The organism is Mesorhizobium sp. CA14 (assembly GCF_020165195.1).
Classification (GTDB): domain Bacteria; phylum Pseudomonadota; class Alphaproteobacteria; order Rhizobiales; family Rhizobiaceae; genus Mesorhizobium.
In genome coordinates, this window is sequence record NZ_JAIUHR010000016.1 from 44,810 (window position 1) to 64,583 (window position 19,774).

The window sequence follows — 19,774 nt, forward strand, 5'->3', positions numbered from 1 at the left end:
CGGGGGCCGAAAGGAACCAGCCATGATCAAGGTGAAGCAGCTCGCCCATGTCTGCATCTTCGCGCGCGACCTGGAGGCGACGCGCGGCTTCTACCGCGATGTGCTCGGCATGGATACCCGCTTCAATTTCCTCCGCGACGGTAGGATTTTCGGCTTTTATCTCGATTGCGGCGGCCGCAGCCATGTCGAGGTCTTCGAGAAGAGCGAAGCCCGCTACAGCGAGGCAAACCAGATCAACCACTTCTGCCTTGAGGTGGAAGACATCGAGGAGGCCGTCGCTCATATCCGATCGAAGGGTGTCGAGGTCACGCCGAAAAAGCTCGCCTGCGACGACACATACCAAGCCTGGATCACCGATCCCAACGGCGTGAAGATCGAGCTGTTCGAATACACCGCCAAAAGCGCTCAATTCGCCGGCGGCGATCGCATCGCCGACTGGTGACTTATGCATGTCGACCAAAGTGAGCAGCGCTTTGGGAGAACGACATGCATCAAAACAAAGACTTAGAGGCGTCACCTGGATCCGATTCAACGTGGCGCGCTATAGCTGGTTGATCAGTCTAAGTTCTGCCGGCGGCGCCAACTCGCGGTCTTCTCGGATAATTTTGTCCAGATCGATGTCGGCGCCGCTCTCAGTCGTCAGGCGAGCATAGAAACTGGACGCCGGTTCGCGTCCCGCTTCCCGGATTTCATAGGATTCAAGCGCGCGTTCGACCACATCGGCTATGGAGCGATTCTCCCGATGAGCAAGTCGGTGAGCAAGATCTCGTGCTTTCGCGCTACGGACTGAGAGCCGTGGTTCGGCCATATGAGAAACTCCGTTTTGACCAAACATAGGCCGCCAAAGCACGCCATCAAAATGGCAATTGATTGCTAGCCACCTTCCGCTTTTCCTGAAGAGCTTTAGTCTAGATAGCAAGATGCATCGCGGCGGGCAGCGCCAGCGAGAGCCCTGACAGGAAAAGCAGAACAAAGACGATCTTTCGCATCGTCCCTTGCGATAATGACGGTGGCCAGCGCCGCGCTGCATAGGTCATCAGCATTACGGCCGGTATGGCGAGGAGGAGCGCGACAGGCGACATGGTCGGCAGGTTGCCGCTTGCCGCCACCAGGATAAGCCGCACCACCTGCGCGGCGCCGAAAACGGCGACCAGTGTTTCGCGGACACGTTCGTGCGGCATTGGCTGGCGAAAGAGATGATAAACGAGCGGTGGGCCACCGGTCGCAAACAGCCCACTCATCAGGCCCGAAATGACACCGAAGCCGACGAAACTCGCGTCCGACGACCGTTTCGCCAAGCCGGCAGGCCTGATGGCCAATTGCAGGCTGGACATCATGATGACCACGCCGAGCCCGATTTTCAGCAGGTCGGCCCTTGTGTCCGCCAGCCATTCCAACAGGGCATAACCGACGAGCAAGGAAGGCAGGCTTGCGACCAGGACAAGCCGCAGCTCCCGGCGCGCAATCTCCCGCCAGCCGCCCTGGATCAGCATCTGCGTGGCGTTGACCAGGGTCAGCATGCCGACCATCGCGGCTGCGTCGGGCAGCGGCAGCAAGCCGACAAGCGCAATCGCGCCCATCATCACCAGGCCGAAGGCGAAGCCCGTCAGGGTCTGGACATAAGCGGCCATCGCCGCAAAACCGGCAAAGGCGAGGAGAGGCGCTACAGTCACGACATCCCGCACGAGGCCGAAATGGAACCGAGCAAGCCGGCAATCACGGCCGGCCTACTTCAGCTCGATCTCGATGAAAGCATACTCACCGTCATTGGCGTTGATGACGTCGTGCTCGACGCCTTCCCGGCGGAAATAGGGCGCGCCCTGCTTCATCTCGGCGAAGGATGCGCCGTCCTTGGTCACCAGCTTAACCTTGCCGTCCATCAGCGGCACCACGACATAATCGTGGCCATGGCGGTGCCAGCCGGTGTTGGCGCCGGGCGCGAAGCGGTATTCGGTGACGATGACGCGCTCATTGTCGACGTGAACTGTGGCCTTGGCTGTTCCGGTCATGGCGCTCTCCTTTTTCTGAAGCAGAGAGTATGGCGTGCCTCCATGCGAGGGCCAGAGCGCGTCGAGCGATGACGCCAAAGAAAAAGCCCGGCGCAATCGGCCGGGCTCGTTCTTGAACTTTTCGGATTGGCTCAGGCGATGGCGCCGTTGATCCAGTGCGACAGCGCCGTCTTCGGCGCGGCGCCCACCTTCATGTCGGCCACTTCGCCGCCCTTGAAGATCATCAGCGTCGGTATCGAGCGCACGCCGAACTGCGCGGCAAGCTCGGGATTCTCGTCGATGTTGAGCTTGGCGACCTTCACCTTCGAGCCGAGCTCCTTGGCGATGTCTTCCAGCGCCGGGGCAATCATCTTGCACGGGCCGCACCACTCTGCCCAGAAATCCACCACGACGGGCTCCTTGGCGTTGAGCACATCTGCCTGGAAATTGCCCTTGTCGACCTTGACGGTGGCCATGCTGAAATCCTTTCGAAAACGCGGGTTGCACCAAATGTGGTGGTTGTGGCGGCGATGTTCAAGCAGTTCTTGTGTCACGCTCCCGTGAGTCGGGCAAGGGCGTCGTCCATGGCCTTGGCCGGCAGCTCGATCAGGCGCGGCGCCTCGGTGAAGAGCAGCGCCGCCGTCACCTCGCGGCCCGGATAGAGCGGCTCAAGCAGCGCGCGGTAGAGCGCAAGCTGCAGCACATAGGCCGGCGGCACTTCCGCCAGGTCTTTGGGCGCCGGCCGGTTGGTCTTGTAGTCGATGATCGACACCTTTTCCGGGGTGACGGCCAGCCGGTCGATCTTGCCGGAGATCGAGCGGAGCCTGCCCTTCACCTCAAGGCTGCCCATGATCGCGACTTCGGCGCGCGACGACGGCGAGAACAACGCGCCGAAGCGGCCGTCGGACAAGATCGCAAGCACGGCGTCCAGCGCCCTGTCGCGCTCACCATCCGGCCAGCCGGCGCCGGCGCGCGCCAGGTAGCGCTCGGCCGCGCCTTGCCTCTCCGCCTCCGCGATGCCGGGCAGCATCTGCAGCAATTTGTGCAGCGCCAGCCCGCGCACCACCGCGAAACCGGGCTCGGCCGCGGCGTCGAGCACCGGCGAGCGTGTATCGGGCGCAGCGTCTTTCGCTTCCTCGATCAGCGCCGAGGCCCCGGAAGGCGAAAGCGGCCGCGGCAGCTCCTCATAGGGCGGGAGCGGCCGGAACAGGTCTTCGGGCAGCGGCGCTATGTGCTCGAACGGCCCTGCCTCGTCGACGCTGGTCAGCGCCACCGGCGGCAATTTTGTCACGTGGAACCGGTGCACGGCCACCTCGGCCGTTGCCGGATGCCGCCGCTCGGAACTCTCGGGCGCGCCCAGCAATGCCCGGCTGACGATCGAATGCCAGGTGCCGGTGCTGGGCTGACGCTTGCCTTGATAGCCGCAGACGATCAGCCGGTCCTCGGCGCGGGTCATGCCGACATAGAGCAGCCGCCGGTACTCATCGTCGGCCAGTTCGCGCGCCCGGACCGAGGCCGCCTTCGAGACGCCATTGGCGACATCGCTGGCCGAGCGCCACAGATAGCCCTTGCCTTTCCATTGGGCACCCGAGCTCTCGAACGGCATCAGCCGCGGCAGATGCTGGTCGCTGAACGGCGCCGAGCCGCCATCGACCAGGAAGACCACCGGCGCTTCGAGACCCTTGGCAGCGTGCACGGTCATGACCCGCACCTCGTCACGTGTCTGGTCCATCTCGCGCTTGATCTCGGGGCCGGCATTTTCCAGCGTCGAGAGGAAGGACTCAAGCCCCGGTAGGCCCGTGCGTTCCTCAGCCAGGCAAAAGCTCAGGAACTCGTCGAGGATGTCGCCGGCCTCCGGTCCGAGCCGCGCCGTCATCTTGCGGCGCAGGCCGTCGCGCGCCAGCGCGGCGGCGTAGAATTCGAACACCGGCTTGAAGGCCACTTCGGTTGCCCAGCCGTCGAGCCGGCTAACGACAGCGGCGAGTGCTACATCCTCGGCCGCATGTTGCCGGAGCGAGGCAATCAGCGACTGGCCTTTCGGCCTCCCGCCGGCCAGCGCCAGCAACGTCTCTTCGGAGACCTCGAAGATCGGACTGCGCAGCACCGCGGCCAAGGATAGGTCGTCCTCCGGCTGGATCAGGAAATGTCCAAGCGCGATCAGGTCCTGCACGGCGATATGGCCGGGCAGGCTTAGCCTGTCCGCGCCGGCGACCGGGATCTGCCGATTCTTGAGGCTGCGCGACAGCGCATGCACGAAACGATCGCGCTTGCGCACCAGGACGAGGATGTCGCCCGCGGTGAGCTTCCTGCCCTTGCCTTCGATGACCTCGCCGCTGCGCAACCAGGTCTGGATGGTCGTGGCGACATGCTCGGCGACACGCACCGCCGGCGCGCTGGCATGGTTGACCGGCAAGGTCCAGTCGTCCGGCTCCTCGACCATCTCGGCGCCGATCGAAGGCCACACCTCGACATAGCCCGGCGCGTCATTGCGGATCGCCTTGTGGCTCAAAGGGTCTGGATCGTGGCTGATACCGCGCCTGACGCCAGGCTCGGCGAAGACGCGGTCGACGGCGGCCAGCACGTCGTCGCTCGACCGGAACGACCAGGTGAGCTTGAGATTGGCGAAAGCGGCTTCCGCGTCGCGCACGCGCCCGGCAAACAACTGCCGGCTTTCGGCAAAGGAATCGGGCGCTGCGCCTTGAAAGGAATAGATCGACTGCTTCTCGTCACCCACGGCGAAGATCGTGCGCCTGACCGTCTCGCGCTGGCCAAGCCCGGCAAAGAATTCCTCGGTCAGCTTTTTCACCACTTCCCACTGATCCGGGCTGGTGTCCTGCGCCTCGTCGAGCAGGATATGATCGATGCCCTGGTCGAGCTTGAACTGTACCCATGGTCCGGCATCGGGCCGCGACAGCAGGCTCACGGTGCGGGTGATGAGATCGTTGAAGTCGAGGAAGCCCCGCCCGCGCTTCAACTGCTCATAGCGCGCGATCAGCCAGCCGGCGACGGTGAGCGCAGCCGCTGTCCCTTCCAGCATGCGGAACAGCGCCAGCCGGTCCGACACGTCGAGGATCGCCTTGGCCGCCGCAAGGTAGCGTTCCGGCAGATCCGGCAGCCGATCGACCAGCGCCTTCTTGAAGATCTTGGGCGGCTCATAGGGGTCGCCGTCGGCCTTGAGGAAGGCCTTTGCCAGGAGCCGCAGCCGGCGGATCGGGTCGGCTTCGGCGAAAGCGCCCCGCGCATAAGGGACGACGTTGTTCAGCACCTGCCGCGCGTCGGCGGCCTCGGCGGCCTGCGCGAATTCCGCGAACTGACCGGGGGCGAAGCCGGGCAACGGCCAGAGCGAAGCGGCGATACCGTCGGCCGTCTGTCCGGGCCTGAAGCCGAATTCGGCGAAGAGCGGCCGGAAGTCCCGGTCCCTGCCGAGCTTGGCGATGAAATCGCGCAATTCGTCACGCTTGCCGACGATCTCGGCAAGCAGCGAATCGAGCCCGAACTCGCCACCGCGTTCCAGCACGGTGGCAAAGGCTTCCGCCAGCCCTTCGACACCAGCGCTTGCGCCGGAGATCATGTCGCGGCGGGCATCGGCGAACAGCGAGGCCTCCATCTGCGGATCGAGCATCTCGAAATGCGCCGGGATGTTGGCTTCGAGCGGGAACTGGTGCAGCACGGATTCGCAGAAGGCGTGTATGGTCTGGATTTTCAGCCCGCCCGGCGTCTCGAGCGCCTCGGCAAACAGCCGGCGAGCGCGCCGCATCATGTCGCGGTCGGCGCTCCGGCCGTCCAGCGCCGCGATCCTGACCGCCAGCTCCGCATCGGGCAGCGCCGTCCATTCCGACAGGGTCGAGAACACGCGGTTCGACATATTGGCGGCGGCCGCCCGCGTATAGGTGAGGCAGAGGATCTTCGACGGATCGGTGCCGTTGAGCAGGAGCCGGATGACGCGCTGCGCCAAAACGTGCGTCTTGCCCGAACCGGCATTGGCCGACACCCAGGCGGAATAGGCGGGGTCTGAGGCGCGCGCCTGGCTGGCGGCGGTATCGGAGGGGATCGGATATTTCATCCTTCCGCCTCGTCTTCGCTGGCGCCCCCGGCCGACCATTCGAGCACGCGCGCCAGATGATCGTAGTCGCCGTCCGCCTCGCCCTCACGGAAGGGAAGGGCGCGTGACAGATAGCCGGTGGTCGGGTCGGCATAGTGGAAGAGCAGCCGCTCCAGCCGCGCCCAGGCTTCCTCGGAGAGATCGTTGGCGGTGCGGGGCTTGCGGTTGTATTCGAGGATCGATTCCTCGAACACCTCACCATTCGGCTTCAGCCGCACGAAGGCAAGCTGCGACGGCTCACGAATGCCGAGTTCCTTGAAGGCGCCGCGCCTGAGCAGCGCGCCTTCCAGCGCAAGCTGCGGCGACAGCAGCGTGTGCGCCTGCGCTTTCGAGGGCGAGGAGCCGGTCTTGTAGTCGAGGATGTCGGCCATGCCGCCGGCAAGCAGGTCGACGCGGTCGGCATAGCCGGACAGCGTCACCCCGGTGCGGCCGACCACCGTCTTCTCGGCGCGCTCCTCGGCGTAGCGCCTGGCAACGGCATCGGCGCGGGTATGCTCCCATTCGATGATGTTTTCGGCGAGCTTTTCGAAACGCGGCCACCAGATAGCCTCGATATCAGGCGGAAGCTTTGCCTCGGCAAAGCAGAGACGGCCGGCCTCAATGAGATTGGGCAGCGCGCTAGACGCCCTTGGATCCTCCACCCGCCGCGAGAACAAATGCAGGATTTCGTGGAACAAAGTGCCGCGTTCGGCCGCGCCCGGATCGCGGATCAATGGCTCGAGCGGCATCAGGCCGAGGATGCGCCGCGCATAGACCGCATAGGGGTCGCGTCGCAAAGTCTCGATCTCGGTGACCGAGAAGTGCTGAGGGCGCATGCTGAGCGGCGGCTTGGGCTGCGGGCGGGAGGCAAAATCCTTCTTCTCGCCGGCGTCGAGCGCCCGCGCCCAGGCAAGCAGTGCGTCGCCGCGGCCGCGAAGCGCTGCCGCCGGCTCCTTGCCGATGAAGGTCAGGATGCGCTGCAGCCAGCGCGACGGCACCGCCGGCGCGTCGCCGGAGCGGGCCGACCGCGTCAGCACCACTTCGCCGGCGCCCATCGCCATCTGGAAATCATGCGCGGCAAGGCCGATGCGCCGCTCCGGCGGCTCGAGGTCGATGCCGGTCTTCATCAGCCGCGACATGAAGCGGTCGCTCTCGGGCTTGCGCGGCCAAACCCCTTCATTGAGCCCGCCGATGACCAGCGTGTCGACATTCTGCAGGCGAGCTTCCAGCGCGCCCCAGATGGCGATGTTGCGGTCGCTGCCTTGCGCCGGCTTCACCGTCTCGGGCGCGATCAGCGCCTCCATCACGTCGGGCCACTCCGAAGCGGCGAAAGTGAAGGGCGAGGACGCCGCCACCAGTCCGCGCAGCAGCTCGGCGAGTTTTTCGCCGGCGTCGCCCGCATAGAGCTCCGCCAGACTGCCATCGGCAGCGCGGCCAAGATCCTCAAGCGCTACCACGCTGGCGCTGGTCAACGTCGCGATGTCGGCGTCTTTCTCGCCGCGCATCGCGGTGAGAGGCAGGAGCGCATCGGTAAGGCGGCTAAGCATACCTCGCGCCTGCTCGATGCCGCGCACGGTCAGGCGCGAAAACCAGAAGGGCTGCCTTGTGTCGCCGCTCAGCTCCGCCAGCCGTGCCTCGAAAAGCGCGCCGAGCGATGCGACATCGGGTCGGCCGGTGCCGCCGCGCAGCGCCACCAGCTCGATAAGCTCGGCCGCCTTGCGCATGGTCGGGCGTTCGAGGCCGAGCCCGAGCAGCGGATGCTTGAGCAAGGCAAGCAGGCCGACGGGATCGCCGGGCCGGAAGGCGGCGCTCAGCGCGAGCCTGAGCAGACTGGCGGCCGGGGTGTTGATGAGCGGCGCGCCGCCGGAATCGTCGGCGACGACGCCGAAACGCAGGAGTTCGGCCGAAACCCGCCGCGCCAGCGCGCGGTCGCCGGTGACGAGCGCCGCGCGACTGCCCGGAGCCTCTACGGCGCGCTTCAGCGCAATGGCGATTGCCGCCGCCTCGTCGCGTTCGTTCGCCGCTTCCACCAGCGTCACGCCGGCAAGCGCCTGTTCGATGTCGTATGCCGTGAAGCGCGGCCGCGTCTCGGTCCAGTATTCGGTGGTCTCGGCCGGCCGCAGTGCCTCGCCGACAAGGGCCGCGCGCAACGCAAGCGGCGGTGGCGCGGCAACGATGTCCTCGACATCGCGGCGCGGAATGCCGATCCCGCCGATCAGCTCGGCGAGGCCATATTGCGGGTGGCCGAGTGTTGCCGGACGCGCGCCGGACGCCGTGATAGCCGCGAAGGATGCATCATCGAGCTCGCGGTCGAGCCCGGGCAGCACGACGGCGCCGTTGGGCAGGCCGGCGATCACGGCAAGCAATTCCGCCGTGGCGGGAATGGAGCCGGTCGAGCCGGCGGCGATGACCGGCCCGGTCGGTGGATTGCGCTTCAGCCGGGCCGCTTCGAGGCGGATCAGCGCGCTGCGATGCGCCGCCGGATTGGAACGGTTGCGCTCCTTGAGCAGTTCCGGCCAATTGTCGGTGACAATGCCGAGGAAATCGAGCGTCACCTGCCACCAGCCGGCGAGGTTGCCGGTGACCAGCGTCGCGAGCTTCGCCCAATCCGTGCCCTCGGTCTCGATCTCGTCCATCAGCCGGGCAAGGTCGCGCGCCAGCCAGATGGCGTCGGCGGCCGACGTCGGCACGACGAATTCCTCGTTGAACCGCTCTCTCACATGCGCAGGCAGGCTTTCCTTCCAGGCCCGCACCAGCGGCGCCAACAACAACAGCCGCTCCTGCGCCGCGATCGGCGGCGCCAGATCTATTGCCGGCGCCGCCTCCGCGTCGAAGGCCGCCTCATCCTCGTCGAACTCGCCGAGCGGCCGCACCGTCGGCAGGATGGCGGAGCGTCTGCCCCCTCCCAATCCGGAAAGTATGTCGACGAAGGCGCCGCGCAACGCCCGTGCGGCGCGCCGCGTCGGCACATAGATGGTGGCATCGGCCAGCGCCAGCGGCTCGCCCTCGAAGCGGAAGCCGGGGATCAGGCGTCCGTCGAGCAACGCCCCCGCCAGCGTCGGCAGGAACGGCGCTCCGGGTGGGATGGAAAAGACGCGGCGGGTGCCGCTCATACCGCCTTCGCGAGCGCGCCGGCGACAGCCGCTTCGGCGGCAGGGATCGCGTCCGGCGTGCCGACGGTGATCCAGCGCCCGTTCATCTTCATGCCGAACAGGCGCTCTGCGGCGATCGCCTTGTCGAAATAGACATTGAGCGAATGCGAGCCGGTTGGCGCGTCCTTGAAGATGCGCGGATGGATGATGGCGGCGCCGGCATAGATCAACCCCGTCGGATCGCCCTTCGAGCGCGTGAGCACGCCGTCCGGCGCCACCAGGAAATCAGTGCCGACGCAGTGCCCGGTCGCTGAGTCGAGATCGGTAAGCATCAGCAGAATATCCATTCTCGCGGCGTCCCATGCAAGGGCAAGACGCTCGAGGCTCGGCTGACCGCTGTCGATCCAGAAGGTATCGGCATTGATGACGTAGAAGGGCTCGCTGCCCAAGAACGGCAGCGCCTTGACGATGCCGCCCGCCGACTCCAGCAGCGCTTCGCGCTCATCGGAGATGACGATCTTCGGCGCCTTGCGGTCGGCGACATGCGCGACGAGCTGCTCCGGCAGATAGTGCACGTTGACGACTGCCTTGGCGACGCCGGCCGCTTTCAGGCTGTCCAGACCCCAGTCGAGCAAAGTCTTGCCGGCGATCTTCACCAGTGGCTTGGGCATAGTGTCGGTGATCGGCCGCATGCGCTTGCCGAGCCCAGCCGCCAGCACCATCGCGGTCTTCGGCGCAATGGTTGGGGGCTTCATGGGACCCATTCCTCGAGCAGGCCGTGGGCCATGTAGAATTCCTTCAGGCTGGCCAGCGCCGGATGCGCCAGCGCCCGCCTCAGATAGTCGCGGATGCGCGGCAGGTGTTTCAGATAGTAAGGCTTGCCGTCGCGCTTTTCGAGCCGCACGAAGATGCCGAGAATCTTCGAATTGCGCTGCGCCGCCATGATCGCATAGGCCTCGGCGAAGCCGGCCTCGTCGAAAGTGCCCGCGGCGCGCCTGGCCGCGACATAGGCGGCAACCGTCCGCCGCTCGATCTCGGGCGGGACGGTGACCCGCGCATCCATGGCCAAAGAGGCGACGTCATAGGCGGCAGGGCCGATCAGCGCGTCCTGCACGTCGACGATGCCGAGCCGGTCGAGGCCGGATCGTTCCGCCCGCCAGATGATGTTGGGCGAGTGGAAATCGCGCAGCATCAGCGTGTATTCATTGCCGGCGAGGCGGTCGAGCACCGCATTCCATACCTGGTGATAGCCGTCTCGCAATTCGTCGCTAGCCGGTCCGCCGGTGATCCATGGCACATACCAGTCGACCAGAAGGTCGGCCTCAATCAGCATGGCTTCCCGGTCGAAAGGCGGCACGTCGTGAAATACGCCTGGCGCCGCTTCCATGCGCGTGGGCCAGGCCTTGCCATGCATCATGGCCAGCAGCTCGGCCGCCGCCTCGTAGCGTTCCGCGATCGGCTGGCCGCCCTGGCCTAGAAAACCTTCCGAGCCGAGATGTTCGATGAGCAGAAAACCCTGATCGAGGTCCTGGGCATGGATCGCCGACACGCTGACGCCGGCGGCATAGAGCGCCCGGTCGATGGCGGCGAAGGCGGCGACGGATTGCGCCGTGTGGGCGATCACCGCATAGGGCTTGCCGCCGCGCACCGGCGGCCCGAGCACCAGGCGCGGCGAATTCATCAGCACGCGCAGCGCCTGGCCGGGCAGTGAGACGATCTCGTAGGAGCGGGCGGAGGCGTCGCCGACGAAATGACGGCGGCTGGCGTCGCCCCAGCCGGCTGTGGCCAGGAAATCGCGCATCGCCAATGATCGCGCCACGCGCTCGAAAACCGGTCCCTGCCCGGAAAGCCGCGCCATGCGGCCTTCGCCCTGCTCGGCAAGATCGAGCCACAGCGCCGTTTCCGGCAAGCGGTCTGCGGCCCGTTCCGGCCATTCGATGAGCGCAGCGCCTTGGCTGAGCGCGTCGTCGAGGCCGAGCTCGTCGAGCTCGTCCGGCGCGGCCAGCCGATAGAGGTCGAAATGATGCACCGGAACGCGCGTCTCGTAGCTCTGCACCAGCGTGAAGGTCGGGCTCGGCACCTCGAGGCCGCTATCGTCGGCAAGCGCCCGGATCAGCGCGCGCGCCAGCGTCGACTTGCCGGCGCCGAGATCGCCTTTCAGCGCGATCGCGTCGCCCGCGCGCAACGCCATGGCGAGGTCCTCGCCAAGCCTTGCCGTTGCCGCCTCGTCGGCGAGAAAACGCTCCAACACCGTTCCTGCCATATAGTGCGCGCTACTCGGCCGCGTCGCGGATGCCCGCCGGCGTATCGGGGATTCCGGAAGGCTTGTCCGGGAAGGTGCAGATCACCGTGGTGCCCTTGTCCTTGCCGGTCTCGATGCGCACGGTTCCACCATGCAGTTCGACGAAGCTCTTGACAATCGAGAGCCCGAGCCCCGCGCCGCGCCGCCGCCCGCCATTGGTGCGCGGCTCAAAGCGGCGGAAGACCGATTCCAGCACATCGGGCGGCATGCCGGGGCCGTCGTCATGCACCGAGAACTCGACACCGTCGGCCAGCCGGCGGCAGGTGAGCCGGATCGTGCTTGCCTCCGGCGCGTAATTCGCCGCGTTGCTGAGCAGGTTGTAGAGGATCTGGCGGATACGGGTCTCATCGCCATGGAAGCTCGCCGGCGCCCCCGCTGCATCGATCTCGAGCTTGATTTGATGCTCGTCCAGCCGGTCGGCTACCAGCTCGGCGGCCGCGGCGATCGTCCGGTCGACGTTCATTTCGGAGATGTCGAGCTGCATGATGCCGGCATCGACGGTCGCCAGGTCGAGTATATCGTTGACGATGGTGAGCAGCACCGATGACGACGAGCCGACATGCTCGACATATTCGCGCTGCTTCGGCGTCAGCGGCCCGGTCGCGGGCAGCGACAGAAGCTCGGTGAAGCCGATGATGTTGGTCAGCGGCGAGCGCAGCTCATAGGACACGTGCTGCACGAATTCATTCTTCAGCTGGTCGGATTTCTCCAACGCCTCGTTCCTGTCCTTCAGTGCCCGTTCGACATTGACGGTGTCGGTGACGTCGACGAAGGTTATCATCACCTGGCCGTTGGGCAGGTGGATCACCGCGTAGCTCAGCACGTCGCCGTTCATCAACTCGATCTGGCCGCGGCGGTCGCGGCGCTCGTCGTCGAAGCCGGTGACCGCGGCGACGAAGCCGCCCCACGGGCTGTTCGCCGCACGCTGATCGCACAGGTCGCGGATCGCCGATACATGGACGTTCGGCTTGACCGCTTCCGCCGTCAACCCCCACAGCGCGACGAAGGCCGGATTGGACAGCCGCAGCCGCCCGTCCGGACCGAACACGACCACGCCCTCGGCGAGATTGTCCAGCGTCTCGCCCTGCACGCGCACGGCGGTCTGGTACCGGCTTTCGAGGTCCATCTTCTCGGTCAGGTTCTCGAACACCCAGGTGACGCCGCCCTTCGGCTGCGGGTTCGCCACGACGCGGATCGTCTTGCGGTCCGGCAGGTGCCACCAATGCTCCTGCGGTTCGACGGCACGATAGGCGCTGAGCAGGTTCTCCTTCCAGCGCCGCCATTCCGGCTGCTCGGCGATCCTGCCTTCGCTGCGCAACCGGTCGAGCAGCAGCGTGTTGGAAGGAGCGCTGAGCAGGAAGCCCGAGTCGAGGCCCCAAAGCTTCTGGAAAGCCTGGTTGAAGAAGCGCAGCTTTTCCTCGGTGTCGAAGATCGCCACAGCGGTGTTCAACTGGTCGAGCGTGTCGGCATGGCTGCGCACGGTCCGCTCATGTTCGGCGCGGATCGTCTCGGCCGCACTTGTGTCGCAGGCAAGCCCCGCCGAGCCGTCGGCGCCGGCGAAGTCGGTGACCGCGAACATGCGGCGGTCGCCTTCGATCACGGTGGAAAGCGTCTGTTCGAAGACTGGTCGCGTCTTGTGCTGCTCGGCGATCTGCTCGCGCGCCTGGCCGCCAAGGAATTCCTTGGCGTCGCGCACGGCCGCCGCCGGGCTTTCGGCCTCCACCGCCTCGGCATAGGCGCGGTTGACCCACTGCAATCGCCCATCCGCGGCGCGCAGCCATGTCGGCATCTTCAACGCGTCGAGCAGGCCGACCAGGGTGTCGTATTCTGCGCTGAGCCGCTGGTTCTCGATCTTCAGCCTGGCCTGGTTGCGCAGCGTCTCCGAAAGCGACACGAAGCGCACCAGCACATGCGCCGCGCTCTTGCGGCCATGCACCTCCAGCGGCACGCCGGCCTGTGTTTCGATGACCAGGTCGAAGGCCTTCGCCTGTTCGCGCAGCGCGGCGACCGCGTGCTCCAGCGCCGCCGCCGAGCGCGGCATGAGCCAACGGCCGAAGGCGAGGAAGGCGGACCTGTCGTCGGGCGCGCCGCTTTCCAGCGGCAGGCTGCCGATGAGCTCGGGCTTCTTGTTGTCCGTTGTCCAGACGATCAGCCGCTGGTCGCGCAGGTTGAGCAGCGCTTCGGAACGCTGCAGAGCCGCGTTGACGTCCGCGATGCGGGCCCTGAGCTGGACGTTCTGCGAGGCGGTGCGGGCACGCTCGCGGATCAGAAAGATCGCCGAGACCATGGCGGCACCCATGACGCCGACGAACATCGCGAGCTGCATGACCTCGACGGTATCGACCGGTGCCGCGACCTTTCCCGGAATGCCTGTCTCGGCTTGGGCGGCAAAGGCAAGCAGCGGGCCGGCAAGCGCCGAGGTGGCAAGAAGCGAGGCCAGCCGCAAGCCGGCGCGAAAACCGCCGCCGCTCACGGCGGGGCCGGCCTCGTTCGAATCCCTATGGCCGCCGGAAACGGCCTTTCCCGCGCGTGGCGGGTAATCCCCCGGCATGTCTTGGTCCTCTTCGCCGCTTGAATGCAAGACCGCCCTGAATGCGTCCCCGGCCCAATATGTCCCCGGACCGCGAATCACAACAATAACGCCTGCCGAAATCGGCGTGAAGAATCATTGGCGCAAAAAATAAAGCCGGACGGAAAGTCAACCACCCGGCTTCAATATCTGGTAGATAATTTCGCTTTGGTTAATAGCGGTAGTGTTCCGGCTTGTACGGGCCCTGCGGCGTCACGCCGATATAGGCGGCCTGTTCGCCGGAAAGCTCCGTCAGCTTGGCGCCGAGCTTGTCGAGATGCAGCCGCGCCACCTTCTCGTCGAGGTGCTTGGGCAGTACATAGACCTGGTTCTGATACTGGCCATGCTTGGTGAAAAGCTCGATCTGCGCCAGCACCTGGTTGGTGAACGAAGCCGACATGACGAAGCTCGGATGTCCAGTGGCGTTGCCGAGGTTGAGCAGGCGCCCTTCAGACAGAAGGATCATCCGCTTGCCGTCCGGGAAAGTGATCAGGTCGACCTGCGGCTTCACGTTGGTCCATTTCAAATTGCGCAGCGACGCGACCTGGATCTCATTGTCGAAGTGGCCGATATTGCCGACGATCACCATGTCCTTCATCGCCCGCATATGGTCGAGCGTGACGACGTCCTTGTTGCCGGTGGTGGTGATGACGATGTCGGCCGTGGGGGCGGCGTCTTCCAGCGTCACCACCTCATAGCCGTCCATGGCCGCCTGCAGCGCGCAGATCGGGTCGACCTCGGTGACCTTGACGCGGGCGCCGGCGCCGCGCAGCGAGGCCGACGAGCCCTTGCCGACGTCGCCGTAACCGCAGACCACCGCGACCTTGCCGGCCATCATCGTGTCGGTGCCGCGGCGGATGCCGTCGACCAGCGATTCCTTGCAGCCATATTTGTTGTCGAATTTCGACTTGGTGACGGAATCGTTGACGTTGATTGCCGGGAAGGGCAGCAGGCCCTTCTTCTGCAGCTGGTAGAGGCGGTTGACGCCGGTGGTGGTCTCCTCGGTGACGCCGCGGATTGCTTCGCGCTGCTTGGTAAAGAAGCCGGGCGAGGCCTTCAGGCGCTTCTTGATCTGGGCGAACAGGATCTCTTCCTCCTCGCTGCCGGGATTGGACAGCACGTCCTCGCCGGCCTCGGCGCGCGCGCCGAGCAGGATGTACATGGTGGCGTCGCCGCCATCGTCCAGGATCATGTTGGAGGTGCCGCCATCGGTCCACTGGAAGATGCGGTCGGTGTAGTCCCAGTAATCCTCGAGTGACTCGCCCTTGATGGCGAAGACCGGGACGCCGGCCTCGGCGATGGCCGCCGCGGCATGATCCTGCGTCGAGAAGATGTTGCAGGAGGCCCAGCGGATGTCGGCGCCCAGCGCCTTCAGCGTCTCGATCAGAACCGCCGTCTGGATGGTCATATGCAGCGAGCCGGTGATGCGCGCGCCTTTCAGCGGCTGCTTGGCGCCGAACTCCTCGCGGCAGGCCATCAGACCCGGCATTTCGGTTTCGGCGATCTCGATCTCCTTGCGGCCCCAGCCGGCAAGCGAGATGTCGGCGATCACATAGTCCTTGCTACCCGTCATGGCAGTGCTCCGGTGTGATTTTTCTCAGGCGCGCCGGCGCCGGGAGGCGCGTGGGAGAGCGCGGTTGCCGGCCTGACTAGCAGATCGGTCGCCATACGACAATGGGACATAAAGAAATCTTTATGCGCGCATGTCTTGAGAGCGTAAGATACGAGCGTTGCGCGATCAGATTTCCTCGCCGAAACGCGAGGCGACCAGCTGCTCCAGCGCGTCCATGGCCGGCACGGCCTCAGGGCCGCTGGCGATGACGCGGATCGAATAGCCCGGGCTCGCCGCCAGCATCATCAGGCCCATGATCGATGTGCCGCCGACCTTCACGCCGTCCTTCTCGACATGGATGGTGGCGTCGAAGCCGCTGGCGACCTGGACGAACTTGGCCGAAGCGCGCGCATGCAGGCCGCGCTGATTGATGATCGGGAACTCCCGCACAACCTCGTCCGTCCGCGGCGCCGATGCGTTCATTTGCTGCTCAGGAGCTGGCTGGCGACGTTGATGTATTTGCGGCCCGCCGCCTGCGCTTCGTCGAGCGCGGCGGCCATGTTGTCGCCCTTGCGGATCGAGGAGAGCTTGATCAGCATCGGCAGGTTCATGCCGGCGATGACCTCGGTGCGGCCGGATTCCATCACCGAGATAGCGAGGTTGGAGGGTGTGCCGCCGAACATGTCGGTGAGCACGATGACGCCGGCGCCGGTGTCGACGCGCGCCACCGCGTCGACGATGTCGGCCCGGCGCTGCTCCATGTCGTCGTCGGCGCCGATCGCCACGGTTTCGAAATTGTCTTGCGGCCCGACGACATGCTCTACGGCATGCCGGAACTCGGTGGCGAGTTGACCGTGCGTCACGAGCACGAGTCCGATCATTCTCTGGTGGCTCCCGTCATCGCCGCTTCACAGGCGTATCTTATGTTCGCCAGCCATTCCAGGCGGCGGGAGCGCTATCTTGTCGACGCACGGCCGGTTGACAAGCCCAAAATTGCGGCGGTCCGGGCCATTTTGACGCATCGCAACAAAAAACCCCGGGCGGATCACGAAAAAGGCTGGATCGACAGCCGCGCCATCAGCATGGGCAGCGCGGCGGCGACATTTTGCCGAACGACGTCGATGCGGGGCAGCCGGCATCCGGCAGTCGTCTCTGCGGCTTCGTCCTGCAGACGCGCCATGTCGGCCGGTTCGACAAGCCGAACCACCAGATCGACCACGGCGGCCGGCTCGAAGGCCAGCGGCCGCGGCCCGATGCCGTGCACCTCGCAGAGTCCGGCGATGGTGGGCGGCGCGCGGCACACCAGCCGGCCGCCATGCGCGGTCGCAAACAACTGGTCGTCGCCGACCAGCCGGGAAAACATGCCGCGGGTGCGGCAATGATCGATAAGCGCCAGCGCCAGCGTCGTCTTGCCGGAGCCGGACGGGCCGGTGATCAGCACGCCATGCTCGCCGATCAGGAGGGCCGTTCCATGGATGTTGCGAGGTTTCGTGGCGGTGTCCGGCATGTTCGGCTCGGCGATCAGCCTTCCGCGGGCAGCGTCACCACGAAACGCGCGCCCTTGATCTCGCCGGGCTTGGTGCCGGGGATGTTCTCGGCCGTCAGCGTGCCGCCATGCGCCTCGACGATCTGCCGGCTGATCGACAGCCCGAGGCCGGAGTTCTGGCCGAATGCCTCGCCGGCCGGCCGGTCGGTGTAGAAGCGCTCGAAGATGCGGTCGATCGTTTCGGCCCGGATCCCCGGACCGTTGTCGTCGACGGTGATGATGTTGAACTTGCCCGCGCGAGCCAATGAGATCGCGATATGCCCGTGCTCGTCGGGCACGAAGGAGCGCGCGTTCTCGATCAGATTGGTGATGACCTGGCCGATCCGGAGGTCGTGGCCGACAACGAAGAAGCCTTTAGCGCCGGCCGGCAGCTTTGCCGCCTTGAACTCGATCTCGACTGCCTTCTTGTTGCGCGTGGTCTCGCGCGACACGGCGACGAGGTCGGTGATGAACTTCTTCAGGTCGACCGTCGTCGCGTCGTCGCGCGCAAGCTCGGCGTCGAGCCGCGATGCGTCGGAGATGTCGGTGATCAGCCGGTCGAGCCGCTTCACGTCGTGCTGGATGATGTCCATCAGACGCGCTCGAGACGTATCGTTTTTCGCCAAAGGCAGCGTCTCGACCGCGCTGCGCAGCGACGTCAGCGGGTTCTTCAGCTCATGCGACACATCGGCCGCAAAGCTCTCGATCGCCTCGATTCTTGCATACAGTGCATTCGTCATGTCGCGCACGGCAATGGACAAATTGCCGATCTCGTCCTGACGATCGGAAAAATCGGGGATTTCCTCGCGGCTCTTGACGCCGCGCCGCACTCTGACGGCGGCGGCGGAAAGCCGGCGCAGCGGATTGGCGATGGTGGATGCCAGAAGCAACGACAGGATCGCGGTGACGAGAGCCGCCACCCCGAACACGCGCAGAATCGCCTTGCGCTCGGCCGCGACGATCTTGTCGATGTCGCCGCCTTCGGTGGACAGCATCAAGACGCCGAGCACGGCGCGGAAGCGCTGGATCGGCACCGCGACGGAGACGATCTGCTCGCCCTGCTCGCTCACCCGCACGATGGTCGAGGGGCTGCCGGTCAGCGCCTTGACCACTTCCGGGAAGGCCGCGCCATTGCCGCCGGGCTGCTCGTGATAGACCGGCAGGTCCTTGTTGCGGAAGAAATCGAAGATGAATTTCTCGACCCGTTCCAGGAGGTCCGGCTGCTCGTCCTCGACCGGCGGCAGATCGTAGCGCAGGATCTGGCCGCGCGAATAGAGGTGCCGCGAATCGAGCAGCAGATTGGCGTCGCGGTCATAGATGCGGGCGCGTGTGCGCGTCGGCGAGATCAAGCGCCTGAGCACCGGCGCGACGCGTTCCGGATTGATCGGGAAATCGAGATTGTCGAGCTGGTCGGAGCCCGGTCCAAGGCTCTCGCCGGCCTGCAGTTCCAGCAGCTTTTCCGGGTCGATGCTGATCGAGTCGGTCTCGACGGTCGCCGAAGCGGCGATCGCGCCGGCGATGATCTCGCCCTGCGTCATCAGGCTTTCGACGCGCGCGTCGATCAGCCCGTCGCGGAAGGTGTTGAGATAGAGGATGCCAGTGACCAGCACAGCGAGGCCGGCCATGTTGAGGAACAGGATGCGCCGCGTCAGGCTGGAGAAGATGTGATGGCCGAGAAAGCGGCGCATCGGCACCGTGATTTTCGACACGAAGGCGGGCACGATCCGCGGCGGTCGCCTTGCCGCGCCCGCCCGTCTGCCTCGCTCTACTTCCACTGCCATCGAATAGCAGGCCCTGCCTAATTAGTGAGTAGTGAGCAGGCAGTAGGCAGTAGGAACAATGGTTGGCTGACCGCGGCTATGCACGAGTGGCCGCTCGCATCGTTCGAAACTGACTACTGACTATTCCCTACTGCCTACTGCCTATCTCATGCCTCGCGGAACCGGTATCCGACCCCGTAAAGGGTTTCGATCATCTCGAAGTCGTCGTCGACGGCCTTGAACTTCTTGCGCAGCCGCTTGATGTGGCTGTCGATGGTGCGGTCGTCGACATAGACCTGTTCATCATAGGCCGAATCCATCAGCGCATCACGGCTTTTTACCACGCCGGGGCGCTGCGCCAGCGAATGCAGGATGAGGAACTCGGTCACCGTCAGCGTCACCGGCTCGCCCTTCCAGGTGCAGGTGTGCCGCTCCTGGTCCATCACCAGCTGGCCGCGTTCGAGGGAGCGGGCCTGCTGGGTGGGCGCCTTGGCCGCCGCCTCGCGGGCGCTGGTGCGGCGCAGCACCGCGCGCACGCGCTCGACAAGGAGGCGCTGCGAGAACGGTTTGCGGATGAAGTCGTCGGCACCCATCTTGAGACCGAACAACTCGTCGATCTCGTCGTCCTTCGACGTCAGAAAGATCACCGGCAGGTCCGACTTCTGGCGCATGCGGCGCAACAGCTCCATGCCGTCCATGCGCGGCATCTTGATGTCGAGGATGGCAAGATTAGGCGGCCGCGCCGCCAGGCCTTCCAGCGCCGACGCGCCATCGGTGTAGGTTTCGACCCGATAGCCCTCGGACTCGAGCGCGATCGACACCGAAGTCAGAATGTTGCGGTCGTCGTCGACAAGCGCGATTGTTGCCATTTCAAGCGGCTCCCTCATGAGCTGTCCCTTCTGTCG

At 65.6% G+C, this 19,774-nt stretch carries 16 protein-coding genes; 1 reads left to right on the top strand and 15 read right to left on the bottom strand.

Annotated features, from left to right (window positions below; translation table 11 throughout):
• The first annotated feature begins 22 nt into the window (after nt 1-22).
• Complete coding sequence (locus LB565_RS17685; protein ID WP_224586171.1) at nt 23-442, top strand: VOC family protein; 420 nt, start codon at nt 23-25, stop codon at nt 440-442.
• Nucleotides 443-541: 99 nt separating this feature from the next.
• Here the strand turns inward: LB565_RS17685 and LB565_RS17690 are convergent, their stop codons facing one another.
• The 15 genes from LB565_RS17690 to LB565_RS17760 all read right to left on the bottom strand — a co-directional run bounded on the left by LB565_RS17690 (nt 542) and on the right by LB565_RS17760 (nt 19,738).
• The gene (locus LB565_RS17690) at nt 542-808 is read right to left on the bottom strand and encodes a plasmid stabilization protein (protein ID WP_224586173.1); all 267 of its coding nucleotides are present in this window, start codon (nt 806-808) and stop codon (nt 542-544) included.
• Between the two features lie 100 nt (nt 809-908).
• Nucleotides 909-1,673 carry a TSUP family transporter gene (locus LB565_RS17695; RefSeq protein ID WP_224586174.1) on the bottom strand — a complete coding sequence of 255 codons (765 nt, stop codon included), beginning with the start codon at nt 1,671-1,673 and terminating at the stop codon, nt 909-911.
• Nucleotides 1,674-1,727: 54 nt separating this feature from the next.
• A complete protein-coding gene (locus tag LB565_RS17700) occupies nt 1,728-2,009 on the bottom strand; it encodes a cupin domain-containing protein (protein ID WP_224586176.1) in 282 nt (93 codons plus the stop codon).
• A gap of 131 nt (nt 2,010-2,140) precedes the next feature.
• Complete coding sequence (gene trxA / locus LB565_RS17705) at nt 2,141-2,464, bottom strand: thioredoxin (RefSeq protein WP_224514891.1); 324 nt, start codon at nt 2,462-2,464, stop codon at nt 2,141-2,143.
• A 74-nt stretch (nt 2,465-2,538) separates the two neighbouring features.
• Nucleotides 2,539-6,051 (bottom strand): double-strand break repair helicase AddA, encoded by a 3,513-nt coding sequence (gene addA / locus LB565_RS17710; RefSeq protein ID WP_224586179.1) that lies wholly within the window; start codon nt 6,049-6,051, stop codon nt 2,539-2,541.
• The gene (addB, locus tag LB565_RS17715; protein ID WP_224586181.1) at nt 6,048-9,182 is read right to left on the bottom strand and encodes a double-strand break repair protein AddB; all 3,135 of its coding nucleotides are present in this window, start codon (nt 9,180-9,182) and stop codon (nt 6,048-6,050) included. Before addB ends, addA begins: the two co-directional genes overlap by 4 nt.
• Entirely contained in the window at nt 9,179-9,916 is a 738-nt protein-coding gene (locus LB565_RS17720) for a nucleotidyltransferase family protein (protein ID WP_224586183.1), read from the bottom strand. Before LB565_RS17720 ends, addB begins: the two co-directional genes overlap by 4 nt.
• Nucleotides 9,913-11,424 (bottom strand): tRNA (adenosine(37)-N6)-threonylcarbamoyltransferase complex ATPase subunit type 1 TsaE, encoded by a 1,512-nt coding sequence (gene tsaE / locus LB565_RS17725; protein WP_224586185.1) that lies wholly within the window; start codon nt 11,422-11,424, stop codon nt 9,913-9,915. The genes LB565_RS17720 and tsaE overlap by 4 nt, the downstream gene beginning before the upstream one ends.
• A 10-nt stretch (nt 11,425-11,434) precedes the next feature.
• Nucleotides 11,435-14,014: a sensor histidine kinase gene (locus LB565_RS17730; protein ID WP_224586187.1), complete on the bottom strand. Its 2,580-nt coding sequence runs from the start codon at nt 14,012-14,014 to the stop codon at nt 11,435-11,437.
• A gap of 190 nt (nt 14,015-14,204) precedes the next feature.
• Nucleotides 14,205-15,605, bottom strand: coding sequence for an adenosylhomocysteinase (gene ahcY, locus LB565_RS17735; protein ID WP_224586190.1), 1,401 nt, complete (start codon nt 15,603-15,605; stop codon nt 14,205-14,207).
• Nucleotides 15,606-15,770: 165 nt separating this feature from the next.
• Nucleotides 15,771-16,067, bottom strand: a complete 297-nt coding sequence (locus LB565_RS17740) for an HPr family phosphocarrier protein (protein WP_224586192.1) — start codon at nt 16,065-16,067, stop codon at nt 15,771-15,773.
• Nucleotides 16,064-16,465, bottom strand: coding sequence for a PTS sugar transporter subunit IIA (locus LB565_RS17745; RefSeq protein WP_027166957.1), 402 nt, complete (start codon nt 16,463-16,465; stop codon nt 16,064-16,066). The genes LB565_RS17740 and LB565_RS17745 overlap by 4 nt, the downstream gene beginning before the upstream one ends.
• 164 nt (nt 16,466-16,629) lie before the next feature.
• Entirely contained in the window at nt 16,630-17,091 is a 462-nt protein-coding gene (locus LB565_RS17750) for an HPr kinase/phosphorylase (protein ID WP_224586194.1), read from the bottom strand.
• 14 nt (nt 17,092-17,105) lie between these two features.
• Nucleotides 17,106-18,890, bottom strand: a complete 1,785-nt coding sequence (locus LB565_RS17755; protein ID WP_318012168.1) for a sensor histidine kinase — start codon at nt 18,888-18,890, stop codon at nt 17,106-17,108.
• Nucleotides 18,891-19,036: 146 nt separating this feature from the next.
• Nucleotides 19,037-19,738 (bottom strand): response regulator transcription factor, encoded by a 702-nt coding sequence (locus LB565_RS17760; RefSeq protein ID WP_126063331.1) that lies wholly within the window; start codon nt 19,736-19,738, stop codon nt 19,037-19,039.
• Nucleotides 19,739-19,774 lie beyond the last annotated feature (36 nt).

Coding starts and splice junctions, on each gene's coding strand:
- LB565_RS17685 (WP_224586171.1), top strand. CDS start 23: ATGATCAAGGTGAAGCAGCTCGCCCATGTCTGCATCTTCGCGCGCGAC.
- LB565_RS17690 (WP_224586173.1), bottom strand. CDS start 808: ATGGCCGAACCACGGCTCTCAGTCCGTAGCGCGAAAGCACGAGATCTT.
- LB565_RS17700 (WP_224586176.1), bottom strand. CDS start 2,009: ATGACCGGAACAGCCAAGGCCACAGTTCACGTCGACAATGAGCGCGTC.
- trxA (WP_224514891.1), bottom strand. CDS start 2,464: ATGGCCACCGTCAAGGTCGACAAGGGCAATTTCCAGGCAGATGTGCTC.
- addA (WP_224586179.1), bottom strand. CDS start 6,051: ATGAAATATCCGATCCCCTCCGATACCGCCGCCAGCCAGGCGCGCGCC.
- addB (WP_224586181.1), bottom strand. CDS start 9,182: ATGAGCGGCACCCGCCGCGTCTTTTCCATCCCACCCGGAGCGCCGTTC.
- LB565_RS17720 (WP_224586183.1), bottom strand. CDS start 9,916: ATGAAGCCCCCAACCATTGCGCCGAAGACCGCGATGGTGCTGGCGGCT.
- tsaE (WP_224586185.1), bottom strand. CDS start 11,424: ATGGCAGGAACGGTGTTGGAGCGTTTTCTCGCCGACGAGGCGGCAACG.
- LB565_RS17730 (WP_224586187.1), bottom strand. CDS start 14,014: ATGCCGGGGGATTACCCGCCACGCGCGGGAAAGGCCGTTTCCGGCGGC.
- ahcY (WP_224586190.1), bottom strand. CDS start 15,605: ATGACGGGTAGCAAGGACTATGTGATCGCCGACATCTCGCTTGCCGGC.
- LB565_RS17740 (WP_224586192.1), bottom strand. CDS start 16,067: ATGAACGCATCGGCGCCGCGGACGGACGAGGTTGTGCGGGAGTTCCCG.
- LB565_RS17745 (WP_027166957.1), bottom strand. CDS start 16,465: ATGATCGGACTCGTGCTCGTGACGCACGGTCAACTCGCCACCGAGTTC.
- LB565_RS17750 (WP_224586194.1), bottom strand. CDS start 17,091: ATGCCGGACACCGCCACGAAACCTCGCAACATCCATGGAACGGCCCTC.
- LB565_RS17755 (WP_318012168.1), bottom strand. CDS start 18,890: ATGGCAGTGGAAGTAGAGCGAGGCAGACGGGCGGGCGCGGCAAGGCGA.
- LB565_RS17760 (WP_126063331.1), bottom strand. CDS start 19,738: ATGGCAACAATCGCGCTTGTCGACGACGACCGCAACATTCTGACTTCG.